This window comes from Natrinema caseinilyticum (genome assembly GCF_024227435.1).
In the GTDB taxonomy this organism is placed as follows: domain Archaea; phylum Halobacteriota; class Halobacteria; order Halobacteriales; family Natrialbaceae; genus Natrinema; species Natrinema caseinilyticum.
In genome coordinates, this window is the sequence record NZ_CP100446.1 from 279,665 (window position 1) to 301,064 (window position 21,400).

Annotated in this window: 18 protein-coding genes and 4 pseudogenes; 5 read left to right on the forward strand and 17 right to left on the reverse strand. The window is 56.7% G+C overall.

The features are described 5' to 3' along the window. Nucleotides 1–155 precede the first annotated feature (155 nt). The 11 genes and pseudogenes from NJT13_RS20670 to NJT13_RS20720 all read right to left on the reverse strand — a co-directional run bounded on the left by NJT13_RS20670 (nucleotide 156) and on the right by NJT13_RS20720 (nucleotide 6,236). A complete protein-coding gene (locus tag NJT13_RS20670) occupies nucleotides 156–1,286 on the reverse strand; it encodes a VIT1/CCC1 transporter family protein (RefSeq protein ID WP_254526031.1) in 1,131 nt (376 codons plus the stop codon). Nucleotides 1,287–1,496: 210 nt separating this feature from the next. Next, nucleotides 1,497–1,766 (reverse strand): hypothetical protein, encoded by a 270-nt coding sequence (locus tag NJT13_RS20675; protein ID WP_254526032.1) that lies wholly within the window; start codon nucleotides 1,764–1,766, stop codon nucleotides 1,497–1,499. 6 nt (nucleotides 1,767–1,772) lie between these two features. Further along, complete coding sequence (locus NJT13_RS20680) at nucleotides 1,773–2,192, reverse strand: hypothetical protein (RefSeq protein ID WP_254526033.1); 420 nt, start codon at nucleotides 2,190–2,192, stop codon at nucleotides 1,773–1,775. Nucleotides 2,193–2,266: 74 nt separating this feature from the next. Beyond that, a complete protein-coding gene (locus tag NJT13_RS20685; RefSeq protein WP_254526034.1) occupies nucleotides 2,267–2,488 on the reverse strand; it encodes a DUF8129 domain-containing protein in 222 nt (73 codons plus the stop codon). A gap of 132 nt (nucleotides 2,489–2,620) precedes the next feature. After that, on the reverse strand, nucleotides 2,621–3,280 hold the full coding sequence (locus tag NJT13_RS20690; protein ID WP_254526035.1) for a helix-turn-helix domain-containing protein: 660 nt from the start codon (nucleotides 3,278–3,280) through the stop codon (nucleotides 2,621–2,623). Nucleotides 3,281–3,320: 40 nt separating this feature from the next. Continuing rightward, entirely contained in the window at nucleotides 3,321–3,599 is a 279-nt protein-coding gene (locus NJT13_RS20695; protein ID WP_254526036.1) for a DUF7389 domain-containing protein, read from the reverse strand. A gap of 62 nt (nucleotides 3,600–3,661) precedes the next feature. Continuing rightward, nucleotides 3,662–4,081 carry an HVO_A0114 family putative DNA-binding protein gene (locus tag NJT13_RS20700; RefSeq protein WP_254526037.1) on the reverse strand — a complete coding sequence of 140 codons (420 nt, stop codon included), beginning with the start codon at nucleotides 4,079–4,081 and terminating at the stop codon, nucleotides 3,662–3,664. A 35-nt stretch (nucleotides 4,082–4,116) separates the two neighbouring features. Beyond that, nucleotides 4,117–4,431, reverse strand: coding sequence for a toxin-antitoxin system TumE family protein (locus tag NJT13_RS20705; RefSeq protein ID WP_254526038.1), 315 nt, complete (start codon nucleotides 4,429–4,431; stop codon nucleotides 4,117–4,119). 91 nt (nucleotides 4,432–4,522) lie between these two features. Beyond that, nucleotides 4,523–4,867: a DUF6166 domain-containing protein gene (locus tag NJT13_RS20710; RefSeq protein ID WP_254526039.1), complete on the reverse strand. Its 345-nt coding sequence runs from the start codon at nucleotides 4,865–4,867 to the stop codon at nucleotides 4,523–4,525. Next, the gene (locus NJT13_RS20715) at nucleotides 4,864–5,349 is read right to left on the reverse strand and encodes an HNH endonuclease (RefSeq protein ID WP_254526040.1); all 486 of its coding nucleotides are present in this window, start codon (nucleotides 5,347–5,349) and stop codon (nucleotides 4,864–4,866) included. Before NJT13_RS20715 ends, NJT13_RS20710 begins: the two co-directional genes overlap by 4 nt. Before the next feature lie 26 nt (nucleotides 5,350–5,375). Next, nucleotides 5,376–6,236: pseudogene (locus NJT13_RS20720) on the reverse strand (IS5 family transposase). Between the two features lie 57 nt (nucleotides 6,237–6,293). Here NJT13_RS20720 and NJT13_RS23595 point away from each other — a divergent pair. Beyond that, nucleotides 6,294–6,443 (forward strand): annotated as a pseudogene (locus tag NJT13_RS23595) (HalOD1 output domain-containing protein); the annotation flags it as partial. A 150-nt stretch (nucleotides 6,444–6,593) separates the two neighbouring features. Here NJT13_RS23595 and NJT13_RS20725 read toward each other — a convergent pair. The 4 genes from NJT13_RS20725 to NJT13_RS20740 all read right to left on the reverse strand — a co-directional run bounded on the left by NJT13_RS20725 (nucleotide 6,594) and on the right by NJT13_RS20740 (nucleotide 11,898). Further along, on the reverse strand, nucleotides 6,594–6,839 hold the full coding sequence (locus tag NJT13_RS20725; RefSeq protein WP_254526041.1) for a hypothetical protein: 246 nt from the start codon (nucleotides 6,837–6,839) through the stop codon (nucleotides 6,594–6,596). 338 nt (nucleotides 6,840–7,177) lie between these two features. Next, nucleotides 7,178–9,634: an amino acid permease gene (locus tag NJT13_RS20730; protein ID WP_254526042.1), complete on the reverse strand. Its 2,457-nt coding sequence runs from the start codon at nucleotides 9,632–9,634 to the stop codon at nucleotides 7,178–7,180. Between the two features lie 530 nt (nucleotides 9,635–10,164). Then, nucleotides 10,165–10,611 carry a DUF1214 domain-containing protein gene (locus NJT13_RS20735; protein WP_254526043.1) on the reverse strand — a complete coding sequence of 149 codons (447 nt, stop codon included), beginning with the start codon at nucleotides 10,609–10,611 and terminating at the stop codon, nucleotides 10,165–10,167. Between the two features lie 177 nt (nucleotides 10,612–10,788). Next, nucleotides 10,789–11,898: an AI-2E family transporter gene (locus NJT13_RS20740; protein WP_254526044.1), complete on the reverse strand. Its 1,110-nt coding sequence runs from the start codon at nucleotides 11,896–11,898 to the stop codon at nucleotides 10,789–10,791. Between the two features lie 445 nt (nucleotides 11,899–12,343). Here NJT13_RS20740 and NJT13_RS20745 point away from each other — a divergent pair. The 4 genes and pseudogenes from NJT13_RS20745 (at nucleotide 12,344) to NJT13_RS20765 (ending at nucleotide 17,841) form a co-directional block, all read left to right on the forward strand. Then, nucleotides 12,344–13,323, forward strand: a pseudogene (locus NJT13_RS20745) (IS630 family transposase). A gap of 287 nt (nucleotides 13,324–13,610) precedes the next feature. Continuing rightward, nucleotides 13,611–14,474 (forward strand): annotated as a pseudogene (locus NJT13_RS20750) (IS1595 family transposase). A gap of 84 nt (nucleotides 14,475–14,558) precedes the next feature. Further along, nucleotides 14,559–15,356, forward strand: coding sequence for a hypothetical protein (locus NJT13_RS20755; RefSeq protein WP_254526045.1), 798 nt, complete (start codon nucleotides 14,559–14,561; stop codon nucleotides 15,354–15,356). Between the two features lie 1,189 nt (nucleotides 15,357–16,545). Further along, nucleotides 16,546–17,841 carry an APC family permease gene (locus NJT13_RS20765; RefSeq protein ID WP_254526046.1) on the forward strand — a complete coding sequence of 432 codons (1,296 nt, stop codon included), beginning with the start codon at nucleotides 16,546–16,548 and terminating at the stop codon, nucleotides 17,839–17,841. Between the two features lie 193 nt (nucleotides 17,842–18,034). Here the strand turns inward: NJT13_RS20765 and NJT13_RS23600 are convergent, their stop codons facing one another. Together NJT13_RS23600 and NJT13_RS20770 are read right to left on the reverse strand one after the other, a co-directional pair. Further along, nucleotides 18,035–18,484 (reverse strand): ABC transporter permease, encoded by a 450-nt coding sequence (locus tag NJT13_RS23600; protein ID WP_425499834.1) that lies wholly within the window; start codon nucleotides 18,482–18,484, stop codon nucleotides 18,035–18,037. 321 nt (nucleotides 18,485–18,805) lie between these two features. Beyond that, nucleotides 18,806–21,391, reverse strand: a complete 2,586-nt coding sequence (locus tag NJT13_RS20770; protein ID WP_254526047.1) for a cation-translocating P-type ATPase — start codon at nucleotides 21,389–21,391, stop codon at nucleotides 18,806–18,808. Between the last annotated feature and the right edge of the window lie 9 nt (nucleotides 21,392–21,400).

Consider the following 21,400-nt stretch of genomic DNA (forward strand, 5'->3'; position numbering starts at 1 on the left):
GCGTGATTTTTCCTCTCTCGATTGGATTCATTGGACTGGTGTTAGAGCGCGGGGAATTCTTCCGAGCACCCCTCTCGTGTTCGCATTAGACTTCGCGGCGAACGGCCTTTGTTATTGGCCCGCCGAGCCAGCTGTTACCCGACGTTCCCCATTCGTCAGCCGACGAGCGTCACTCCAATCAGGCTCCCGACGCCGTAGGTGAGAATCGCAGCAGCGAGTCCAATCCCGACCTGACGCAGTCCAGAAAAGAGCACGGAACGTCCGGTGAGAAGCGTGATTCCGGCGCCGATGACGAACAGCGCGACTGCGCTCAATACGAGACTCACGCCGACGGCAACCAGTCCGCTCAACACGAAGTACGGGAGGACCGGGACGATGGCTCCGAGCGCGAAGAGTACGAACGACGTCGCGGCCGCTTCCCAGGCCGAGCCGCCCAGCTCTTCCGGGTTGATGCCCAGTTCCTCACGGGCGAGCGTGTCCAGTGCCATCTCCTCGTCACTAACCAACTGCTCGGCAATCTCTCTGGCGCGTTCTTTGGAGAGTCCTTTGGCCTCGTAGATGAGCGCCAGTTCTTCTGCCTCCTCTTCGGGAACCTCGGCGAGTTCTTCGGCCTCGATACCTATCTGCCGCTGATAGAGCTCCCGAGAGCTCTGGACGGAGAGCCACTCGCCCATCGCCATCGACCCTGATCCAGCGAGGAGCCCGGCGAGACCCGTAATCAGAATCGCGGTCGAATCCAGTGCCGCACCGGCGACGCCCATCACGAGACTGAGATTGGACACGAGACCATCGTTCGCGCCGAGAACTGCGGCACGGAGTGCATTGCCGCTGGTTGCCCGGTGACGGCCTTCGAGCTGGGCGAGGACCTCTCCCCGTGCACCCCGCCCGGGCGTTTCCGCGATTACCGTCAGGAGACGATCGTGCGAGCGTTCGTCGGCGGCCATCCCGGTTCCTGTGACCTCCGGTTGGGTCGCGTAGTCACTCCCACCGATCGCTTCACCTGCCTGCATGGAGGATAGTACCAGCCCCGGTCCGAATCGACGAGCGAGCCACGCCAGTACTCTCGCTCGCCGAGATGGCTTGGCGTCTCCTGGGTCAGAACCTCCTTCTCGAATTTTCTCAGTCCAAAAGTCTGCATGGGTTCGCTCAGTGTCGGCCAGCCGGCGGTAGACTTCTGCGACCTGTGGTTGCGATTCGGCGTCAGCCATCGCCGTGTAGACCGTCGCACTGTCAAATTCGCCCTGACGATTGCGACGGTAGCGGTCGATATCCTCTGGAGTAGTCATATCTAGTGTAATCGCTATGCGAGGACTTAGTGGTGCATTCAGTGCTCTACTTGGCTGTATTGACGGCTGTCTGATCCTCGCCTACTAGATGTGAGTCTCTACCGGGGAAACTGCTCTTAGCGGCTATCCGTTAACCAACACTGATTGCTGTTGTACGGTTCCTGTTGGTTAATAAAGGCGGTCCTCTGTGGGTGCTGCTATGTCTGCGGCTCAGTACTGATATCTCGCTTCTAACGGCTCAACCTCCCCTGCCTCGACGAGGCTCCTTTTCGAATCCGAGTTCTCGTAAAGCAAGTCGACGAGCGCGAACTGCGCACAAGCAGTGAACAAACACTCGTCGTTGAGACACCACACGTCGGCGTAGACGATGTCCGTGTGTTCCTCTGCGTAGATCGGTTTCCCAATTCCAAGCCGAGATTCACAGTCGTCACGAGGACAACTCGGCTCGATACGGGTGAACGTTGGATTGTCTTCTACCATCTCAGTTCAGTAAGGGAGGTAGTCCGGCGCGATATCCCCGGTCAGTACGCTACTCTCGAATGCGTCGCTTTCGCTGCCCTCGAGGTCGATGATTCGATAGACTGCATCACCGCTCCAGTCACACTCCTCGCTCGAACACACCGCACTAGCCAGGGCTCCGTTCTCTGTATCGAGGTGGACGCTCTGGAGATCGAGTTGCTCGCTACAGAGTGGGCACGTTACCGGAACTTGCGCATAGTGGTAGCCCGTACTGATGTCGATATCATCTTGTTCGGCGTCGATGCGACGAAGCCCTTCGACGAGATGGCCGACTCGCGAACGGAACTCGGTGAGAAGCGCGTTGCGGTCTTGCTCGTCGACGGGAAGTTTCGCGCTATCAAGGGTAATTGTTACTCGATACGCTGACGTCTCGTTGGAGTCTTTCATTTGGTTCACCTTTGGGGGACGTTTGATTCCCCCGCCCCTTCGGAGTCAAAAAACATCTTCGACTAAGAGCTGACTCACCCCTCTTGTGAGCGGATTTCTTGTGCCTGACGTTCGAGATGCCGGAGCATCTGAACACGTCCCTGATTCGCATTCTCGTACGCGACACAAGCCCGTAGTGTCTCCATGTCGTTGATCGTCACGATACCGGCGTTAATGAGACGCGTGTTCGGTGGTTCGAGACGCTGTTCTGGTGTTAGGCCACTCGATTCTACAAATTGATCTGAAGAATCACTCACTGATGTTCGCCTCCACGCTTTGAGGCGAGAAAAAACGGCTCTAGGTTGACCTGCTTCCGTGAGCGGCTATCTGCTGCACGTCACGTATTCAGGCCTCCACCGAACATCGTCTTCGACTGCATGCAGCCCAGGTTAGTTTGGGCGGTAGTTCGCGTCAGTGTCGACCTCGTCGTACATACGGTCGAGCATGTCGAGGGCTGACTGGAAGTGTGCGTAGTGCTCGTTTGCGAACGCTACGGTTTCTTGGAGGGAGATAACTGGCCGTCCTTCGACCATCTCGGCCTCGATCTGTGCCTCCGGCTCGAGGACCACCTGTATCGAACCATCGAGGTCGTCAGCGGGCTGGCGCTCCTCTGCAGTCGGGATTCCGAACCGGTCGAAGAACGCCATCCAGGCGTCGAGGTCGGACTCGTGGACGGCAATGAACAGCGGATAGTCCTCCGGGTCGCGAGCAACCTGGTAGCCACCGCGAGTCCAGACATAAACCGCATCGATGGCAGTGAATGCATACTCCATACCCGCGAACTGCGGGAGGACGTACGCCTCCGAGATCGACGGCGGCGAGATGTCTGTTGCCGCCGTCAGGAACTCGAGACCGGCGTCTCGGATTGTCTGGTCGACGAGCTGGAGGCCATCATCGTACACGACGTATCCCGCTTCTTCGAGGCGATTCACGACGCGCCGAATCGTCTCCCGGTTCTCGTCGATCTTCCGCGCGACGCCTGAGATGGAATCATCTGAGTCGAGTACGAGGATGACCTTGAGTTCCTTCTCACCGCACACATCGTACATCCTATAGTTGCACAATTATGTGCAACGCTCTAAAGAGGTACTATTCGTGTGGGTCTGCTGGCTGGATTTGGCGAGCGTCCTCAGCGAGGCCGTGGATATACTCGCGGAGGGTTTCCATGTCCTTGCGGGCGTCTTCGAGCGTCTTACCCTTCACTTTGGCCGTAATCTTGTCTTGATCGCGGGTGCCAGTACCGCGAGTGAGTTTGACGGTTAGTGAGACGCCGACATCGCTTCGCTCGACGTACTCGGTTTGGTTCGTGCGTCCTTCTCTGGACGACGATTCAACAACTCGATTTGCTTGTTGCTTTGAGTCAGACATGCACTTTCCACGAGAGCCATCTGATAGCCCCCGCACCCCTTCAGAGGGTGAAAAACACGTGGCTAGTCTGCGCTAGCTGGAGTACTGTCTACGTCGACGTCGTCGAGAAGCGGGTAGTCGATGTGCATCTCGATTTTATCGAACGGGACAACTGGTTGGATCGCTCCCCCAGGGCCACCTTCCTTGAGTTCGAGGATACCCAATACCTCAAGCTGTTTCAGATCTGCATGAACATCGGAAACGTCGCGGTCGACGAGTCGTGCAGCCTCACGCATACTTGATGGGCGCTCTTTGGCGATGGCCTGTATGAGATCGAGGCGCAGTGGAGTGAGACTGTCGACGAGATCGTCATAAGTCCCGAACTGGAGTACTGCACGCTCATCGCTTTCGTCCAGTTCATCAGCCTCAGCAGTCTGAATGAACTGGAGCGTGTCCTCTCGGAGCTGTGCTCGATCGCCGACGGTGATGTGAAGCGTGGTCATGTTCGGGTGGGTTGGATCTGTATTGTCTCTGCAGTTCAATAGGGACGGGGTGGGTTGCCACCAATCGTGTCCCAGTATTCGTCAGCACTGGCCCAAAACTCGACAATGAGTTCTTCCATACCAGGGAACTCGACGTCTGCCTCCCCGGCAGCGGTGTGGAGTTCGTGGCCTTTGGTGTCTTCGTGGGCGTTATCGTAGCGGATGAGCGTTAGATCTTGCAGCGTTCCCAGATGAAGGGTGTACTTCCAGCCGGACGGGTAGGCGTCTGTATCGGTCGTCCGTCGGATGACGACGTTCTCGACGAGTCCGGCCTCGACGTGGGCATAGCGGTGCGTGAGTTCGTGGCCCATCCCTCACCCGTTGGGTGGTCGCCCAACACCATAAGTGTGTTGGGTGTATTCCCAACAGCTACTCAGATGATCGCGGGATATCGCTATCCTGTTATGAGGCGATGAGTTCACCCGTTTCCGTTCCAACCTTCGCTTCAATCTCGCTCCCGGTGAGACGCCACCGCTGTTCGGTACCAGTACCCTCCAACCGGCTGACCACCTCGTTCTTGAACACCATGTACTCCGCAAGTGCCACTTCCGCATCGTCGGTGTAATCAAGCAGGAGCGCGAGTGCGAGCTGCGCTGGCCCACTACCACAGTATCCTGACTCGAACCCATTCGGACTGTGATTGGCGAGCTCGAGGCTTCTCTCTGGTGTCAGCTGTGTTCCTTCAGGCACTCGCGTGACAATCAGCTGTCCTCGTTGCCGTTCGCCGATGTAGGCGTCCGGTGTCATTTGAACCGCCCTCGTTCATCGCGTTCTCGTTGAAGATTTCCTAACTCTTGCTTCGAGGGGCGGATCTCCGTCCCAAATCCGTGTCGCTGGGCGTGCTCGCCTCGAGTGAGGAGTTCGAGATTTTCCGGACGATTTTCGAATCGGACTCCGTTTTGATGATGGACATGTTTCTCGACGACCGCACCGAATCCGTGCTCAGCAACCATCACCAGTCGGTGAATGCCGACTGAATCCGTTGACCCTCGGTAGTTTGACGCGCAGATCACGTATCCGCGGTCGGTGAAAACGGCTGGGTGAAGCCGTCTATTCGTGGCCGCCTCGTAGGCACTGCGACGGGGAATGTCGAAGCGGTCCATCCACCCCCAGACGGTCGATTGCTCACATCCCAATTCGTCGGCAATCTCGTTCGTACTCAGATTTTGTTCCCAGTAGAGTTCGTAAAGGAGCGATTCGTCTCTCCACGGTGTTTCTGTGTTAGCCATTTTTGGCCTTGTTTAGACGCGTGATTTCACGGTCGTGAGTGGCTGACGCTGAGTTCGATGTTTCTGACGGCGCATTTCAGAACGAGTTCGCGGAACTGTCCGAACCACGTTCGAGCTCGAACGGTCTCACCGTATTTGCGCCGGATCGCGAAAAACGTGGATTCGGCGTTCGAGCGTTGATGGTAGATCGTGTCATCTTGCAAGAAATTGTTGGCGATGCCGTGCCAGCCGAATTCGCGGTGCTTGATCACCGGTTTAACGCTTTCAGAACGCAATCTGTGGCGAAGCAGCCACCAGTCGTAGCCTTTGTCGGCGGTGAGACTGTTCAGTTTGTCGAGATTCCGTTTGACCATTTGCCAGCCGATCTTCGAATCATGCGGTTGTTTCATCGGGCAATGTATATCTAGGATCGCACCAGTCTTACAATCACTGAGGAGCGTCGTTTTCACCGCCTCGAACGTGTAATTCGTCCGTTTTGCGTAGTGTTGGCTGGCAGCTATCCGATCCATGCCGGTTGCGTCGATGGCTTGAACATCACCGAGATCGTGCAGACCCGCCGACAGCCGGAGCAAGACGCGCCAGATTCGCATTTCTAGCTCCTGCTTGCGCGTACACACGGTCGTGAAATCCGGCAGATCAGCCACCGTTAGGTCGAGTTTAGCAACAATTCCATGCATCTCGTGCAGTACGTCCAGCAGCCGCCGATACGTGTGATCTAAGTACTCGCGGAGGCCGTGAATTGCCACGATCACCTAGTCTGCGTACCCATTTTCTCCTTCTTCGAACGCTGGAGCTGGCTCGCCGACGACGGCTTTTTGAGCAAGTGAGACAACCCGATCAGTGAAGCGGGCGAGTTTGCTGGACACAAACCCGTCTTCCCGCTTCACTTCCTAGTAAGTTAGACATTTAGCTGCTCTTACTAGCGTCTAAACACGCCCCTTTATACTGTAATCGATCCAGACGCGTTGGACCAACTTTTAGAATCGATGACGGGGGATGATCAAATCCAGTTACACTATCGAGATTACAAAATAAGCATCGATGCTGAAGGGGGAATTGAAATACAAACCATAGAAAATAAACTGGGGGAATAGTATATATTCTATCTAATCTCTGTATTTAATCCGTATATTTTTATCGTAATTCAACTGAACAGCCCCGCTATCTCGAATTCGACCTCTGCCGGAGGGTAGACTTCGAACTCGTAGTCGTATGTCGTGTTGACCGGCTAACGGTCGCCACCGTTATTTGTCCCAGGGAAGTTGCCTCTCTTGTCGCTTCGCTCGTTCTTCGGATTCGCTTAGTATTCGTTCGATAGCCCACACGGCCCACATAAAGATAATCGCTATGAACACCACCATCTCGGCCCTGATGATCGACCCGTACCAGATAGTAAGGACAAGAGCCATGATCGCCACCGCAACAGTGACGACACTGAAGACGTCGTAGAACGAGTGTGGGTGACGGACGCTTGGTAATCGAACGCTCATACGTTGAACTACGCGCAGTTCGCATAAAGATCCTATACCCGTCCAGGAAAACGACTCGAGTTCCGAAAAGGGCGAGCGGACTGGCCGGCATTCCCCAGCACGTGATCTCATCGTTGTCACCGATCACAGCCTCAAGCGACCCAGTCCGGTACCGCAACTGTAGATTCGCGAGGCGTTGCTGTCCGTGGCGATTGCACGTGTTGCCGTGATTCCGTGGGTGCAATGCCCTGCGTACTCGCAAGGTGAAGTACTGAATCGCCGATCGATTCTCTGGTCAGCGTCCTGTTCGAGTTATCTCGGGTCTGAGCAACTACTTCAGAATCGGTGCTCCCTTCCAGTTACTGCTGTCGTTCGTCATCGTCAGTGGGCACGCCTTCTTGTGGGGAATCGTGCGCCTGAAAATTCTCGCTTCGATCATCCGGCGCCGGGCGACTGGCGAACCATTTGTGCGTCCATCTGACGGCGGCAGATCGAACGAATCGGTACTTTCTGACCATCAACACCTCTTCACCGAACTGTTCCCCGACCTCTTCGGCGATATCTCCGAAGAGTGTCTGGGGAACGAGACCCGCCTGCGCCGCTCCGGCGACGATCGTGTCGACATCGTTCTCCTCGGCGAACTCGACGATCGCTGGGGCGACGTCTCCGTCGGGTACGACCGCCGTTTCACATTCAATTCCCGCCCGTTCGAGATCGGTGCGCCTCTCCCGAACGAATTCTTCCGCGTCGTCTCTGTCACCGGTCGCGACGTTCAGCAACGTTAAATCCGCACCGTATTCGCCGGCGAGCGTCCCACCGACCCGTTCCGCGTACGTCGCGTGGGGTCCGCCGTCGGTCGGCACGAGGATCGACTGCGGTACGACTGGGCCAGCGGTCTTCGCTACAATGACGTCGCAGGGTGCATTCTCGACGACGTGATCGATCGTCGATCCAAGCATCGCGCCGGTGATTCGCTTTCGCCGTCCGCGCCAGCCGAGAACGACGACATCGCTGTCGTGCCGCCGCGTGAGATCGACGATACTGCGTCCCGGCGTCCGACCGACGGTGACGCTTCGGTGTGCCGGGACGTCGTCCGGGACGTACTGCATCGCATCAGTGAGCATCTCTCGTTCTTCGGAGACGCGATCACCCCCCCGTTCGATCGGCGTCTGGACAGGCATCGTGACGATCGTCGTCAGTAACAGTTCCCCGTCGTTCCGTCGAGCGATTGCACTGGCGATATCGACGAGTCGTTCCGCGTTCGCCGGTTTGTCGATCGGAACGAGTACCCGATAGGGGCGTTCTCGTATGGCGCGTTCCTCGACGAGGGCCCGCGTTTCAGGGACTTCCGTCCGGCGGATGCGTCCCCGGGAATAGACCCAGAACACGACCACACCAGACCCGATCCAGCCGACTGCGATCGCCCACGCGAGCGGGCTGTAGTTGAAGAAGTAGACCGCGAGGAGGAGCTTCGTGCCGATCCCGATCATCGGAACGTACGGAAACCACGGTGCCAGATAGCCGTACGTGAGCTCCTCACCGAGTTCGCGGCGGATTTTGATCATCGAGTAGTTCACCTGCAAGAACAACAGGAGGAACATCAGGTCGGTCGCCGCGGCCACCTGTGCGAGCGGAAGCGAGACGGCCATCACAGCGATCAGTGCGCCGCTGAGTACGACCGATACGTACGGCGTCTGATTCTCCGCGTGGATGCGGCTGAACGACTCGGGAAAGACGTGATCGTGCCCGAGCGCGTAGCCCACGCGCGAACTCGAGAACGTCGTCGCGTTGAGCGCCGCCAGCGATGACAGGATACCAGTCAGAAGGATGATTAGCGTTCCGTAGGGCAACAGTTGACCGACGACCTGCGCGAGGCCGAACTCGCCCAGGTGACCGACGACTTGCCAGACGGCCGGGTTCGCCGGGAGGTCGGGGATCGTCGTGCCGCCGATGCTATCGGTCGCCCGGGCGATCTTGAGGAGGTCGGGTGTGACGGAAATTGCACCCAACATTACGACCCCGATCAAGATATAGAGCGTGACGACGATGAGCATCGAATAGAAGACCGCTTTCGGGACGTTTTCCCGCGGATCGATGACCTCGCGCCCGGATTGGACGATGATCTCGTACCCCTCGAAGGCGATGAAGGTCAGCCCCATCGCGAGGAAGACGCCGCCCGCGCCGTTCGGTGTGAACGGCTCGAGATTGTCGATCGTCACCTGGGGCGACGAGACGGCGACTCGAAAGCCAGCCGCAATGACGACGACGATAACGGCCAGTTGGAGTATCGTGACGACGTTTTCGGCAAAGCTGGTCTCTTTCGTCCCGCGGTAATTCACGTACGTGAACGCCGCAGTCGCAAGAACGGCGAATCCCTTCTGTAATCGAACGTCGGAGAGACCCAGCGTGAGGTCGAAGTACGCCGTGAGAATCAGCGTGACGAACGAGCCGAACGTGAGGACGTAGAGGGACCCGGCGACGGCGTGCGCGAACCAGCTCATCCACCCGGAGATGAACGCCTGCGACCTACCGAGCGCCGTCCGGACCCACAGGTAGCCCCCACCGGGTTCCGGGATCGCACTCCCGAGTTCGGCGTACGTCATCGCGGTGAAAATCGTAATGACGCCATTGAGCGCGAACGCGAGGACCAACGCCGGACCCGCTTCTCCGGCCGCGAGCCCCGTGAGAACGAAGACGCTCCCGCCGATCATCGCACCGACGCCGAGAAGGGTGATATCCGTCAGCGTCAGTTCTCGAGCGAAGTCCGCGCCGTCTTCGCCGGTGGTAGACACTCTACTGGACTGATTATCACTCATTTTCGCGTGACTCGTTCCCGTCGCCAAACGGCTCTCGGTGTCTCTCCCGTTCCGGTGGCGTGTTCAGTGTATTTACCACGTGGCGTCCGTGAACGACGGCTCCGAGGAGACCGATCCATCCAGCGATCGTGAGTACAGTCCCGATAACGAGACCGATGGACGCCGGCATTAGCAGTCACTTTCAGGTGCATCCACAAAACGCTCGTTTACTCGTGTTGTGAATGACACTATCCGACGTCTGTCTCGAGCGATGCCATTGAAGCGAGACGGAACGTCGATATCGAATCCCAGGACACTATTGAGACACTTACTGGGTGATACGAATGGCGTGCCGGCGACAATGCATGAGTTCACCATGACCGTCAGCATAAGACGGCAGGCGAGTCGTCGTTCGATAGCGCGCCAACTCGGTCGCTACTGGGTATTACGGCTGACATCCGCCCCCTTGTTACTCGACCAGTTCCGCCTCGGGGAATTGATAACTCCCGTCGAGAATCTCCTCGCGGGGGGTAGAGCCGTACCAGGTAGAATCACTCCGATGGGGTGTAGAGGAAGTTCGGTTGATCGGGGTCGCCGCTAAAGTGAACGGTGACACTGTCATCGTCGTCTCGCTCTGCAGTCACGTTGTTAATCGTATCTGCGTCGTACTCGTTCTCCTCAAGAAACCCGTCACTGTTGTAGACAGTGACCGACCAGAACGCGTCGGCCGGGACGTCTTGGACAGAGAGTGTGTGCGGCGTCTCACCGTCGTTCTGGGCGGGAATCCTCGACGAGTAGATCGTTTCAGATTCCGGAAACCCGTCCGGTGTCACACTAGCGAGGGAGTACTTCGCGGAGTCGACCTCGCCGACGTCGCCATACGCGCCCGAAAAGTTCTCGAGCGTGGTAAAGACTGTCGTGAGCGCGTCGTCGATCTGTTTGAACGATTGTCGATCCCAGTTGGGAATCTCGAACGAGCCAGCCGATGATTGTTCCACGGTGGTCTCGTCTTGGAGGTTTCAACCAGTAACGATCACTTTTGTTTCTGCATCGTAATATCGTGCAATCTCCGATCTTCTCTCGAGGTGTTCCCAGCGAACTCCGAACGCCATCACGAAGGGGAAGAGGTATACCAACAAGTTCAAAACACATCCTTCCTCGTCGCCCGTCAAACGTCACGACTCTTCGGTGTCTGATTCGACCGATTCCGAGCCACTGTCGAGCAACGGACCGAGTCGCTGCTGGATAAACACGACCGTGACGACCATGATGATGGGGCCGAGAAAGATACCGTACCATCCGAACGTCAGCGGTCCGAGGAGATACGCGAACAGGACGACACTCGTTGGAAACAGCCGTCCAGAGAGGTGAGGTCTCACGTACGTTCGGATAACGCCATCGTACAGAACACTCATAACGACGTAAAACACGACGGGAAACCAGAGCGCAGTCAGATTCGTTCGAATCGCCTGTACGGCGAGATAGCCGATAATGACGACGTAGACGACAGTTCGGCCGACGAGCGGGACGGTCGATGCGAGCCCGGTAACGATGGCGAGCAACAGAACGTGCGGAATCGCGAGTCCCACTGGTGCGATCTCGTTGAGGGCGAGATAGATACCGCCGGCCGAAAGCATGATCGCAAGGATCGTCAGCGTGTACCCGAAAAAGACCGACTCCAGTCCCTCGTCGACCCGACATAGGAATCGGTCTAGCGGAGACTCCTCGGCGATAAAATCGGCACGGACCCACGTGATAAGCCGTCGTTCATCACGAACGAGAACGAAGGCGAACACGAACGTTACGAAGGCGAGATACGTGGCCATCAGAAACCGCTCGAGAACCCCCTGAACCCAGAGACCGACCGTTGCGACCGTCGGGTCAGTTGCGAGGTTCTCCGCAATCGGATACAGTTCGGCCTCTGTCGTCGGCAAATCGTCCGGGTGGAGGTTCGGAAAGAGTAATTCTAGAATTTGCTCGAAGTCGGCCAGCTCCAGCGTCGCGAACTGGATGAACGCCAACGTCGTAATAACGACTAAGATAATCACAAACGGAAGGACAACGAGCCCAAGTGTTACGACGGCGGACGTTCCCGATGACAATCCACGGCGTTGTAACGTTCTCGAAAGCGGACGAGCGATGTAGTAGAGGAAGATTCCGAACACGAACCAACCGAGGTAGTCTCCTAACACGACGATCAACACGGCAGCCAGTGCGAGTGCCAGGGCCCACCACCCGATCTTTGCCCGTAGCCACGTCGCGTCGTGATCGTCGTTCGGGATCATTGACAGCGAACGAACACCGTTGAGGAAAAAGACACTTTGGTACGGATTTGTGACAAAAAGATACTGACCGACTTTGACGACGGTAGACGGGTCCATACGGTCCCTCATGCACGAACGGGAGTGAAACACTGGAGTTCTCGACGAAAAACGACGGACGAGTGACAGACCCCATCAGTCTGTCCTCATGCTCACCTTCCTTGCGTCATACCGACACTGATCATGATAACAGACGTGCCTACGAAACCCACTCGAGAATTATCCCGTTCCATGCCCTACGTTCTATAATGGCGATGAAGACAACAAAGGGTCTCGAGACGACGGAAAGATCCGACTGGGTGGTCAAGCGCATGTTACGCCTCCTATCATCGAGTCGTCTCTCGGGAATTTGAGTCGAGACCCACAGTAGTCGTTAGAACTTTCTACTCGAAGATTTTTGCTAGGCGTAGTGGCTCATCTCGACGAGATCCCTGTCGGGGAATGCAAGACGTCATCGACAACGTGGAGGGAAAAAGCCGATGCAACGGCTCTTAGCGGCAATAGCGTACGAAGACGGCGTCACGCAGACTGAACTAGCCGAGTGATACGATGTTCAACGACGGACACTCTATAGCTGGCTCAAGCGACTCGTCGATGTCGAGTCGCTTGAGGTCCGTAACTGATGTTCACCGATCTGGGAGAAAACAAAACCCTCAGAAAAAATGCAATAAAGTTCGAAGAAACTGTCCACGAATCGCCCGAAGAAGTTGGTATCGACGCGCCGGCGCTTGTCCAGCAGTATCTTGACGAGACTGACTATGTCGAATACTCACTCCCGAACTGCTGGCGTTTGCTCGAGATAGCGGGATTGAGCTACCAATAACCACGCCGCACAGCCGCTGAATTAGAGGCTGACGTGCAAGGAACTCAAAAAAGCGGCGGAAGATGGTCGCCACAGTAGTCTGTGTCGATCAAATCAAGAAATCTGTGCAAGTAAAGTCGCGTACCGTGCGGAAACCACGCGGCACGCGGCCGTCAGTCGAATTATCCGGACGCCGCGACTGGCCGTGTCTGTTGGGCGTGATCACCGACCTCACTGATCGCTATTTCTCTCGATTCACAGAGTACGTAACCGCCGATCACACGAAACATTTCATTCTCGCATTATGAAATGAGATCGAAGATGATCTGATTCTTATTCTGCATGGAGTACTGTACTTTCAAGTGTCGGCCATCACGGACCTGGTGGCCCGTGACGACCTCGAATTTGTTACGTTGCTAACGTATTCTCCTGAACTCAATCCGGTCGAAGAGTGTTTTCGACAGCTACAAACGGCTTTCAGCAATCGGCTTTTCGACTCACTTGGTGAGTTGGCAACGGCGGTCGATACCGTACCTGATAATCTCTCTCCATCAAAAATAGGAAATCACTTTTACCACTTACTATAGACTTCGAGGCCAAGGACGGTCGCAGAGATGCTGATCACAAATGTGTATCCCGGAATTACGCAGTGTCACATAGAGTTCGGAACGACTCCGAACGAGAAAAGGCGTGAAGACCGCCGCGAGGAATCCACCGATGAATATCGACGGCAACAGCCGTGGATAGATCGCTATTCCGTTGATCGTTATCAGGAATGCTCTTCAGAAGCAAATTGTTGGTCGGTAACGCTGCCGCTGGGAAATCGTAGCGGGCAAGGGTGACGCTCACGTCACCCGATACGTTCTCATTTGAACTGCTGAACTCGGGGCGAGCGCCGCGAACCTGCTGGACAGGTTCGCTGGCATGAGGGCCTCTACTGCCCGTACTTCCGGTCTAAATCGGTGATCAACCATAACAGCTAAAGAGAATATCAGAGGTATCTCTGTAAGAATTGCGACCGCACGTTCGACGGCAAGACTGGCACTGTCTTCGTGCACGCGAAGATCGTCGACAGCCTCTTATTCGCGTTCTACTCGTTCCTTCGGTTCAACACGAGTATCCGCCAGCTAGAGGCTGAAATCGACGTGTCCTACCGAACACTTCACCGGCACGTCGAGCAGTGTGCCAGAACGCTTGACGCGCCATCTTCCACTCTCAATGGCCCAGTTGAGAGTGACGAGTTCTGCGTCTCTGCTGGGCTGAAAGGCCGCGAGCGCGACGGTTGGTCGCGCTCGCGTGGCTTTTCGAAGCGTGGACGAGGAACGTACACCGAGGACAAACCGCCAGTATTCAAGCTCGTCGGTCGTGGGAGTGATCAGTGATACGTCGTCCCGGCGAAATCTGCTGATGAATCGACTGTGCGACTCTTCCCCCCGATCACGAGGAGGAGTCGCTCACCGTCTATACGGATGGATTTCGTGTCTATGAGCCGCTTGAAACTGATGAAAATTTCCAGCGAGAAGCAGTGATTCACAAAGATGGCGAGTACGTTGATGGAGACGCGCATGTGAACACCTGGGAGAGCCACCCGTCGCTGGCACGACGGTAGCTCTCGCCACATCGAGGTGTTTCAAGGGACAAACTGACCACGTATCTCAGATCGTTCCCGCTCCGTCGACAAATCTTCTCCAAACCAGGTCGAGAAGTTCTCAAACAAATCGTTCGAGCAGTTCTTTGAATCACCAACAATGTGCTTAACAAGAGCGATTCTCTGTTGCACATCTGCGAAAAGTTTATAGATAACAATCACTCGCCTATTTGCATGAGTTCTAATAACATGCCAGTCGTATCCTCGGTTTCATTTGATTCGGCATCGGGGTTGATAGCTATCGTTGGTCTCTTATTAGGTGCCGGAGGACTCACGTATATTGCAACTCACCCGGCATCGATGGCAGTAGGAATACTTGAACTCGCACTCGTTAGCATGCCGGCGGCGGCAATTATCTATGGCGGCTATTGGCTCGCCGCACATCACATCCCATCAAAAGAGAAGTGGAATATCGCAAAACTGTGTATAACGGGATCTGTCCTCGCAGCTGTGCTGCTCCTCGGGTACATCCGCGCGGAACATATTGGGGGCGAATCCGTCATCGATCCTGAACTACTCCTGATCCTCGGTGGACTCGGTGGTGGGTTCCTTTCATTATACTCTTCAATCTCAAACGAACGGCAGCATATGGACTACGCGCTCGATATCAGGGATAATTCTCCTGTTCCTTCGATGGATGCTGCACCGTTCTCTACCGACGCGCAGACGCTTGCTGAACTTGTACAGGATACTCGGTCGTGGTACGTTCTTTGGATATTACGGCACGCGGAGTGCCCTCTCGGTGTTGAATCAGTCGCTGCTCGTATCGCATCAATTGAAGGAGTAAACACCCGCGACGTCCAGAGGGATCTCCAACATGTCCGGCTTCCTAAATTGGCCGGCAAGGGGTTGATTCAGCAGGACACAGACGTCGACGTCGTCCAGATTAGCGAAAAAGTATCGACGGTAGCGAGTGCGAGTGAAGAACTTTCGAAGGCAGGCGAGGAGATCGCACCGATCGGACAATCGTAAATCCCTCTGCTCACGATCGATACATGCTGTCTTATCATGATCGACCTGTCACCTTGTCTGAAATCAGCTAAGGACCACCTCCTTTCGCAAACTACGACTTTTTATCGGTCACCGACTGGTCGACCGCAAACGACACACCTTGAGTCGAGAGTGTTTCGACGCTGCTCGAGTGTGAGGTCGGCCCGCTTGAAGACCTAGCGGCAGCCGCCCAGCGTTGGATTTAGTTTCATTCTCGAATGAGTGCATTGTTGCTAACGGCGTTCGCAGACGACCCACGGTAGTGAATCAACGGCTCAACGCCAAGCGAATAGAACTCGTATTCGGAGTGCCAGTTTTGGAAGCCGTTGTCAGCAGCGATGGTATGCAGGTCGTCCGCCGGAACGCGGCCAACCTGCGGGCCAGCTTTTGTATCATGGCGCCACTGCGAATGACATTGCACGTCGAGGACACATTCGAATCGCCTGGCCGAGATCGTGTGCAGAGGCGTAGTCTCGGTTGAAGAACGTGCTGTCGAAAGCAGCGTATCCTGACTGAGAGTTGCTCGTTGACACACGCAGCAACGCCCGCCAGACCCATATCATCATTGCACCCATCTCCGATCGCTGTCGAAGCCGATTGTTGACCCAGGAGAAGGCGTACCCACTGGACAGTTCGTCGACGAAGGCCCCCACGGTGCCAACGATTAATCCCGACGTGGTTCATCGTGGTCCTAGTAAACGTTGGCAAGCAACCGTTGTCACCGTCTTCCCCAGCCGAACCGGTCTGTGATGCCCAGTAACACGACTGGCCCCGGCCAGAGGGGGCCACACGCCAGTCCGAACGCTCGGGTGTCGAGTTTCGTAGTCGCGATTGCCGTGAGATCTGCTACCATTGCCTAACGTATCTCTCTCCTGTCAGCTCCTTCCAGAAAGAGAAATGCCCTTCGCTGCCGGCGTTTGCTTTGACGGTTTAGACTCTCCCTGACGTAATCGCCGTATCGCTCCATCAATTCAACAATTGACATGACCGTTCTGGATATGTTCGTCGGGATACTCTGTTGTCTCCATTGCTCGGAGTAGCGGCCTGAACACGTGGTGAGGGGCGGTCGCCGTTTTGGCCACCCGATTCCTCGTGATTCTGCGCCTTCCAGAGCATTTACATCTCGAGCGAACAGATGTTTCTATGCTGTAATCGAAATCTCACATCTACTATGTCGGAACAACTTGGTCTCCGAGAAGTCGTCGCCATGGGGGTCGGGGGGCTCATCGGTGGTGGCATCTTCGCGGTACTCGGAGTCGCTGCCGAAATCGCCGGAAATGCCGCGTTCCTTGCGTATCTGATTGCCGGAGGAGTCGCAATGGCGTCCGGATACTCGTATGCACGGCTCACGGCTCACCTCGACGAAGAAGGTGGTTCATTCACGTTCGTCGAACACTATACTAGCAACGAGAACGTCGCAGGGCTGGTCGGTTGGACGTTGATCGTGGGCTACGTTGGAACCATGGCGATGTACGCCTTCGCGTTCGGATCGTTCGCGGCGAATCTTCTCGTGGGTACATCCGACACGTGGTTGCGAGGAGCCCTATCGATCGGTATCCTCGTCGTGTTCACCGGAATCAATCTCATGGGCGTGCGTGAGACCGGCGAGTCCCAGGACATCCTCGTATATGTTAAGGTAGCTATCCTCTTTGCGTTCGGACTTGTCGGCATCTGGACTATCTTTGTCGACCACCGCGCCCAGCCGTTCGTCGGTGGCATCTTCTCCAAGGGTTTGCTTGCACCGATCGTGGGCATCGGGGCCATCTTCGTCTCGTTCGAGGGGTTTCAGTTACTCTCCTACGAATACACCGACATTGAAGATGGCATCGACACCATGGAGGTGGGGATCTACCTCTCGATCGCCATCTCGACGGTGATCTACGTCCTCGTCGCGTTCGTGACGACGACCGTATTATCCCCCAAGCAGATACTCCAGTCCAAGGAGACCGTCCTCGCTGTTGCGGCGAGCATGCTTTTTGCCGATCCGTTGATCCAACGGGCAGCGTTCGTTCTCGTCGCTATCGCTGCACTGTTTTCGACCACGTCGGCAATCAACGCGACGCTGTTTGGCACGGCACGACTTGCTCACAAGGTGGCGAGAGAGGGCGCGCTGCCACGGCTGTTCTCGTTTCAGAACAAGAATGGAGTGCCCACGTGGAGTTTGGTGATCATCGCCGGCCTCACAGCCGTCTTCACGGCGCTCGGAACACTCGAGGAAATCACGTCGTTCGCGTCTATTGCGTTTGCTCTGGTCTTCGGCACCGTCAACTACATCTGCTTTCGAGACTCCGACGTCGATCGGTCCCCGTTGATTCCGGGTATCGGGCTCGTGGGCACCGTCGCGTTCCTCCCGTTGATCCTCTGGCACTACCTCCGAACACAGCCGACGATGCTCTACTACGTCGTCGGAATCTTTCTCGCACTCGTTATTTTGGAGTTAGCCTACTCGGAACGGCGTCGACTCTAATCGCCGTTTCGGTTTGTGATACGCAACCGGCGACCCGATCAGACAGACGCTGTCCCACTTGCGCTCTTCAGGGATCCTGCCGCTGAATCCTCAGATGTAGTGATTCTTCGATTCTCGTCTGCCGACTAGACCACGTCACCCCCGTCGAACGAGTACGCCCCCAGAACGGCGAAAACGATGGCGAATCCGAGTATTACCACGAAATCGAGGACTGGCGAGAATCTGGATGTTCCCTCCAGTACGCCGCGCAGTCCGTCGATGCTGTACGTGAGCGGGTTGAATACGTCACGTACCGAAGCATAGACAGAAAGCTCGTCACCGGATACAATACACGGAAGAGGAGCGGAAAGAGGACGAAATTGAAGATCAGGTTGAACGCGTGGAAATCGTTGATACGAGAGGCGGAGATCAAACCGACGCCGATGAAGGTTGCACCGATTAGGGTCATGAAGACAAACGTTGGCACGAGGCCAAGCCAAGAGACTAGACGGAATCCGATCACCATTGAGATTCCCAGCAGGAGTACGCCCCGAATGACTGCAGTCGTCGTACTCCCTGTGACACGCCCTATCGCGACCGACACACGGTCGACGGGTGTCACGAGAAACTCTTCCAGTAATCCGAACTGTCGATCGAACAGCACCGAAATGCCAGAAGGACGTGGCGAAGAGCATCGTCATTCCGACGATGCCGGGGACCAGAAACTGTCGGTGATCGATCCTACCGCCAACGCCCAGTAATTGAACGGAACAGGATCAGAACCGGACGGTGAAGATGGTTTTACGATTTCACCGCCATCGAATCGAAATACGAAGCAGCAGAAACTGACTGTCGTGTGACCCTCTGATGTTCAGATAGCGTTCGCCCCGGACTCAAGTGGTAGCTGCGGATTGAGATACCTATATGATAGGCGGTGCCTTTGTTCAAAGGGATCGGAATCGTACTCGGCAGCAAGGGCACGTCCTCACCTCGCCCGAAACCGTTTGTAAATCGCATCAGACAGCAGGATTGCCGGAGCCGCAAGGAGTGCAATGAATCCACCTTCCGGTGGCGGTGGGGCCTGACCGAGGACCTTCGCGATTGGCCCGACGAAGAGGAACGCGAGCAACGCGAACAGCTCGACGGTCACGGCGCCGACCAGAAGTCTGTTGGATGCCCAGCCCAGATCCCCCGGCCATCGAGTCGTACTCCGGCAGGCGAAGGCGTTTGCAATCTGGCCGACGACAACGGCCGTAAACGCCGCACCGGACGCTGCCAGTAGTTCGGATCCGACGGGGAAGTCGCCGCCCGGGACCCAGCCGAACGCCAGTAGCGCAACGACGAACGCCGTCATCTCCACGATCGCTTCGGTCGGCCCGAGTACCCCGAAAGCACGCCCGAGGACCGTCTCATTGAGGAGGTGTTCGGTCTCGAGGGGGCGCTCGAGAACGTCCTTGGAGGGCGGTTCAGAGCCCAGTGCGAGGGCCGGAAGGAGATCGGTACCGATGTCGAGAGCGAGTATCTGGAGGATGCCGAGTGCGAGCGGAAACCGGCCCGCTGAGAGCGCCCACACCACGAACGGTGTGAGTTGCGCGACGTTGTCGGTCAGATGGTAGGTGAGGAATCGCTTGATATTGTAAAATGTCGCCCTGCCCTGTTTGATCGCATTAACGATCGTCCCGAACTCGTCGTCGAGCAAGACCAGGTCTGCTGCTTCGCGTGCCACGTCCGTTCCCGAACGTCCCATCGCAATGCCGACGTCGGCTTCCTGAAGTGCTGGACCGTCGTTGACCCCGTCACCAGTCATCGCGACGACGTGGCCTCGGTCTTGCAACGCACGGGCGATTCGAAGCTTGTCCTCGGGACTCACACGACTTACCACGACGCCATCGCGATCCAAGAGAGCACCGAGCATTTTGTCGTCGTCGGGAAGATCATTTCCATCCACGACGATGCCCTCGTCGCCGATAAATCCGATTTCGTTTGCGATCGCACGGGCCGTGGATGGATGATCACCTGTTACCATCGCCGTCCGAACAGAGGCGGATTTGCTCGCGGCGATGGTAGCGGCCGTCCCCGGTCGCGGTGGATCCTCGAGACCGACGATACCTACTACCTCGAGGTTCGATTCGATCGACTCGAGCGTGTCGTCGGCGTCCACCTCGTCGGCGGGCCGTGTCGCAGCCGCGAGGACGCGCAGTCCACGTTCTGCCATTTCCTTGACCGCCCGTCTCACCTCTCTATCACCGTGAGACGCTCTCGAGAGGACCGCCTCCGGCGCGCCCATAACGACAAGTCGATCGCGGGTGAGTACGGACGTCCGTCGTCGGTGCGGATCGAACGGAAATCGTCGCACCTCCGGATCCGCACGACTCTGTTCTCGAACGTCTGCGCCGAGACGGCGTGCAAACGCGACGAGTGCGGCCTCCATCGGTTCACCGTGTGCCACCCACTCCCCGTCACGATGCTCGATATCCGCGGTCGAACATCGTTCCACGATGGTTCCTAGATTTTGGAGCGCCGGTAACGCCCCAGCGTCGGCATTCACTTCTCCCGTCGGTTCGTAGCCGTTGCCGTCGATCTGAGCACGTCCCTGTGGCGTCCACGCTTCGACCACTGCCATCCGGTTTTGCGTGAGCGTTCCCGTCTTGTCCGTGCAGATGAACGTCGTCGAACCGAGCGTTTCGACGGACTCGAGTCGTCGAACAAGTGCGTTCTGGTCCGCGAGACGCTTCGCGCCGACCGCGAGTGACATCGTCACGGATGGGAGTAACCCTTCAGGGACGAGTGCGACTGTAACTCCGATTGCGAAGAGAATACCGACGCTCGGATCAGTCCCGAGTGCCACACTCACGGCGAAGAATATGCCGCCGACCGCAACGGCGATCACCGCAATTATCCTGACGAGGCGATCGATCTCGAGGTGAAGTGGGGTCTTTGGACGGTTTCTCGCTCGTGTCAACGCTGCAATTTCGCCGAGCCTCGTATCAGACCCCGTCGCTTGAACGATTCCCAGCGCCTCGCCTTCGACGATGAATGTTCCCGCATACGCCACCTCACCTACCTCGACAGATTCCGGCGCACTCTCGCCGGTGAGCAACGAGACGTCGAGTCGCAGGGAGTGTGACTCGACGATCTCGAGATCAGCTGAAACCCGATCTCCTGCACCGAGCAAAACGAGATCATCTACGACGAGTTCCGTCGCGTCAATCTCGCGTGTAACTCCGTCACGTCGGACTCTAGCTCGTTCCGGGAGTAAGTCTCGAAGCCGTTCGGCCGCACGTTCGGCGCGATACTCTTGTGCGAACGCGAACAGACCGTTTATGAGGACGACCAGGACGATGGCGATCCCGAGTTCGACCATTCCTGTGACGAGAGCGAGCGCACTCGCCACCCAGAGCAAAATCGCGAAGAAGTGAATGAACTGTTCGACGAACAGACGCCAGGCCGGTGGCGGCCGCTGTGCCGGGAGGACGTTTGGGCCGTCGCGCCGTCTTCTTTCAGCTACTTCCGTTTCGGAAAGCCCACGGGCGTGACGGATGGAAGGCGAGTCCGCCGGGTTCCGCACCATTCACCGACG